This window comes from Pseudomonas sp. K5002 (assembly GCF_013386655.1).
In the GTDB taxonomy this organism is placed as follows: domain Bacteria; phylum Pseudomonadota; class Gammaproteobacteria; order Pseudomonadales; family Pseudomonadaceae; genus Aquipseudomonas.
Genome location: NZ_JACARK010000462.1, coordinates 1 through 4,368, shown reverse-complemented (window position 1 = coordinate 4,368; position 4,368 = coordinate 1). Strand labels below are relative to the sequence as shown.

Below are 4,368 nucleotides of genomic sequence, written 5' to 3'. Positions count from 1 at the left end.
CAACCCGGTGGCCTTCGAGCCGGCCATCGCGCCGCATCTGGCGGCCCGTGAAGCCGGCGTGGCGCTGACGGTGCAGTCGTTGTTGAAGCCCATGCAGCACGTTCTCGCCAAGCAGGCGGACTTCACCTTGATCGAAGGTGCGGGCGGCTGGCGTGTGCCATTGGCGGACCAGGACAATTTGTCGGACCTGGCCCAGGCGCTGAAGCTGCCGGTGATCCTGGTGGTGGGTGTGCGGCTGGGGTGTATCAGTCACGCGTTGTTGACCGCAGAAGCCATCGCCCGGGACGGGTTGCCGCTGGCGGGCTGGGTGGCCAATATCATCGACCCCAAGACCTCTCGTCTGGAAGAAAACCTCGCGACCCTGGCTGAACGACTCCCCGCGCCATGCCTGGGAAGGGTGCCCAAGCTCAAGCATCCCAGCGCCGAAGCGGTCGCCGCGTACTTGCAACTGGACCTGCTTGACTAGTTTTGCCTATCGAGAAGGCATTATGCCATTAGTGTTTTTGACGAGCGTTTTGCCGGTAGGTCTGCTTCAATAACAGTTCACGATTCTCTTATAGGCAGGTTCACGCCATGGAAATCTCTGGTAGCAGCGCGTTTTACTCGGGACTGAGCGCGATTCAGACCGGGCAGAACCGTGTCGACCAGGCCGCCGGCAAGATTGCCAGCGCCGCCACTTCCCAGCCTTCGGACGCGCAAAGTGATCGTTTGCGTTCGGTAGACGCCAATCAGGCCAGCAACTCGGCGAGCAACATGGTCGAGATGGCCCAAGGCAAGTTCCAGGTTGAACTGGGCGCCAAAGTCGCCAAGGCTTCCGACGAAATGCTCGGCACCTTGATCGATACTTACGCATAACCCCCCCCTCTTATCGTGCGAGCTGGCTTCTCTGTGGGAGCTGGCTTGCCTGCGATAGCGTCACCTCGATCCTCCTGATACACCGCGGCGCCCGCATCGCAGGCAAGCCAGCTCCCACACTGATCTTCACCGCTCAATAATCTTTTTCCCCCTGAATCGTCATGCGGCATTTCGCTGCAGGCCTTGCCGTGCCTGACGTTGACCTGCGTCATGACAAACGGCGTTTGCGCGACGCTTGACAAGGATTGGTCGTAAACGTATGTTTCAAACAACTGTTTGACCGCCACAACACATCCATGCGGTTGTTCATCCCAGATACATCAGCAGAGGTTTATCGCTATGCCTGACTACAAGGCCCCCTTGCGTGATATTCGCTTCGTTCGTGACGAACTGCTTGGCTATGAAGCGCACTATCAGAGCCTGCCGGCTTGCCAGGACGCTACCCCGGACATGGTTGACGCCATTCTCGAAGAAGGCGCCAAGTTCTGTGAGCAGGTACTGGCGCCGCTGAACCGCGTGGGTGATATCGAAGGTTGCACCTGGAGCGAGTCAGGCGTTAAGACCCCTACCGGTTTCAAAGAAGCCTACAAACAGTTCGTTGAAGGCGGCTGGCCAAGCCTGGCCCACGACGTGGCGCACGGTGGCCAGGGCCTGCCGGAATCCCTGGGCCTGGCGGTCAGCGAAATGGTCGGCGAGGCCAACTGGTCGTGGGGCATGTACCCGGGCCTGTCCCATGGCGCGATGAACACCATTTCCGAGCACGGCACTCCCGAGCAGCAAGAGGCTTACCTGACCAAACTGGTGTCGGGCGAGTGGACCGGCACCATGTGCCTGACCGAACCGCACTGCGGCACCGACCTGGGCATGCTGCGCACCAAGGCCGAGCCTCAGGCTGATGGTTCCTACAAGGTTTCCGGTACCAAGATCTTCATCTCGGCCGGCGAACACGACATGGCCGACAACATCGTCCACATCGTGCTGGCCCGCCTGCCGGACGCACCGGCTGGCACCAAAGGCATTTCGCTGTTCATCGTTCCCAAGTTCGTACCGAACGCCGACGGCTCGATTGGCGAGCGCAATGCCGTGTCCTGTGGTTCCCTGGAACACAAGATGGGCATCCACGGCAACGCCACCTGCGTGATGAACTTCGACGCGGCCACCGGTTTCCTGATCGGCCCGGCGAACAAAGGCCTGAACTGCATGTTCACCTTTATGAACACCGCTCGCCTGGGCACCGCGCTGCAAGGCCTGTCCCACGCTGAAATCGGCTTCCAGGGCGGCCTCAAATACGCTCGTGACCGCCTGCAAATGCGCTCCCTGACTGGCCCGAAAGCGCCAGACAAGGCCGCTGACCCGATCATCGTGCACCCTGACGTGCGCCGCATGCTGCTGACCATGAAAGCCTTCGCCGAAGGCAACCGCGCGATGGTGTACTTCACCGCCAAGCAGGTTGACGTGGTCAAGTACGGCACTGACGACGAAGCCAAGAAACAGGCTGACGCACTGCTGGCCTTCATGACTCCGATCGCCAAGGCGTTCATGACCGAAGTCGGTTTTGAAGCCGCCAACCACGGCGTGCAAATCTACGGCGGCCACGGCTTCATCGCCGAGTGGGGCATGGAGCAGAACGTTCGCGACAGCCGCATTTCGATGCTGTACGAAGGCACCACCGGCATCCAGGCTCTAGACCTGCTGGGCCGTAAAGTGCTGATGACCCAGGGCGAAGCGCTGAAGGGCTTCACCAAGATCGTCCACAAGTTCTGCCAGGCCAACGAAGGCAACGAAGCCGTACAGGAATTCGTTGCACCGCTGGCGGCACTGAACAAAGAGTGGGGCGAGTTGACCATGAAGGTCGGCATGGCGGCCATGAAAGACCGCGAAGAAGTCGGTGCCGCTTCGGTGGATTACCTGATGTACTCCGGTTATGCCTGCCTGGCTTACTTCTGGGCCGACATGGCCCGCCTGGCCGCCGAGAAACTGGCTGCCGGCACCACCGAAGAAGGCTTCTACACCGCCAAGCTGCAGACAGCGCGCTTCTACTTCCAGCGCATCCTGCCGCGTACCCGCACCCACGTTGCAACCATGCTGTCGGGCGCCAACAACCTGATGGACATGAAAGAAGAGAACTTCGACCTGGGCTACTAAGCCTCGGCCAGTTCGCTTCAAAAGCCGCCGCTCCTTCGGGAGCGGCGGTTTTTTTTGCGCGATAAAAAACCACAGTACCGCACTCAGGGATTGCTCCGAGCGGCCGTTACAGTGATGGCAATGTGATACGCATCACATTGAATGTGCTTAACTGTGATCAGTGAAGGCACTGTGCCATCTTTTTTTGTGGGTCGGAGCTTTACCCTTGTCGCGCGCGTCTGCTGTACGTTTCAGTCATTTTTTACCTTCACTGCTTTTACTGCTGGCGGGGCTCTCGGCTGCGTATGTGAAGGATCTCAATGTGTTCTTCACTTCACTGTTCAATGTGCTGCCGACCCTCGTGCTGCTGCTGGGCGGCTCGTACTGCGCGGTCTACCGGCGCCAGCGAGAGCTGTTCCTGATGATCACGGTGTATGTGGTCTATTTCCTGCTGGATACCCAGACCGATTACTACCGCGATAACGGTCGCGTGCGGGACGACGCGGCCGTGGTCTTCCACCTGTGTTGCCTGTTGTTACCGTTGCTGTTCGGCATCTACGCGGTCTGGCAAGAAAAAACCCACCTGTTTCGCGACTTCGTCGCACGCTGCGCGGTGCTGTTTGCGGTAGGCAGCGTGGCGCTTGCCCTTGAACAAAGTTTTCCCCATGCCTTGTTGAGCTGGTTGGCCGAAATTCGCTGGCCCGCCTTGCATGGCCGCTGGATGAGCCTGATCCAGCTGTCCTATCCGATGTTCCTGATTGGTTTTGTGACCCTGGCCGCGCAGTACTGGTATCAACCAAGACCGCTGCACGCCGCGCAGCTGGTAGGGTTACTGGGGTTGTTCTGGATGTTGCCGCAGACGTTCATCCTGCCGTTCACCCTGAACATCATGTGCAGCCAGGTGATGCTGATGATCGCTGCAGGGGTGGCCCACGAGGCTTATCAAATGGCCTTCCGTGACGAGCTGACCGGGTTGCCGGGCCGCCGCGCGCTCAATGAGCGCATGCAACGCCTGGGGCGCAATTATGTGCTGGCCATGGGCGACGTCGATCACTTCAAGCGTTTCAACGATACCCATGGCCACGACGTGGGCGACCAGGTACTGCGCCTGGTCGCCAGCAAGCTGTCCAAGGTCAACGGCGGCGGCCGGGCCTACCGCTATGGCGGTGAGGAATTTGCCGTGGTATTCGCCGGCAAGACTCTGGATGAATGCCTGCCGCACCTGGAAGAGATCCGCGAAATCATCGCCAACTACGACATCAAACTGCGTAACCCGGACCGTCCCCACGACGACCAGCAGGGGCGCCAGCGTCGTGTGGGCAATGGCGCTTCCAGCGTGTCGGTGACCGTCAGCATCGGCGTGGCCGAACGCCAGGCCGAGCAGCGCAG

General features: G+C 60.0%; 4 protein-coding genes. All 4 read left to right on the top strand.

From position 1 onward, the window contains the following. Nucleotides 1–466 (top strand): dethiobiotin synthase (gene bioD / locus HX846_RS20460; RefSeq protein WP_178965990.1); only part of this gene is annotated, 466 nt, incomplete at its 5' end. A gap of 107 nt (nt 467–573) precedes the next feature. After that, nucleotides 574–855, top strand: coding sequence for a hypothetical protein (locus HX846_RS20455; RefSeq protein ID WP_003211062.1), 282 nt, complete (start codon nt 574–576; stop codon nt 853–855). Nucleotides 856–1,194: 339 nt separating this feature from the next. After that, nucleotides 1,195–3,000 (top strand): phenylacyl-CoA dehydrogenase, encoded by a 1,806-nt coding sequence (locus HX846_RS20450; protein WP_008434376.1) that lies wholly within the window; start codon nt 1,195–1,197, stop codon nt 2,998–3,000. A 205-nt stretch (nt 3,001–3,205) separates the two neighbouring features. After that, nucleotides 3,206–4,368, top strand: a 1,163-nt coding sequence (locus HX846_RS20445; RefSeq protein ID WP_178965989.1) for a diguanylate cyclase, incomplete at its 3' end; no start/stop codon positions are given.

Bases quoted from the DNA above. Each gene is read 5' to 3' on its own strand.
- HX846_RS20455 (WP_003211062.1), top strand. From the start codon at position 574: ATGGAAATCTCTGGTAGCAGCGCGTTTTACTCGGGACTGAGCGCGATT.
- HX846_RS20450 (WP_008434376.1), top strand. From the start codon at position 1,195: ATGCCTGACTACAAGGCCCCCTTGCGTGATATTCGCTTCGTTCGTGAC.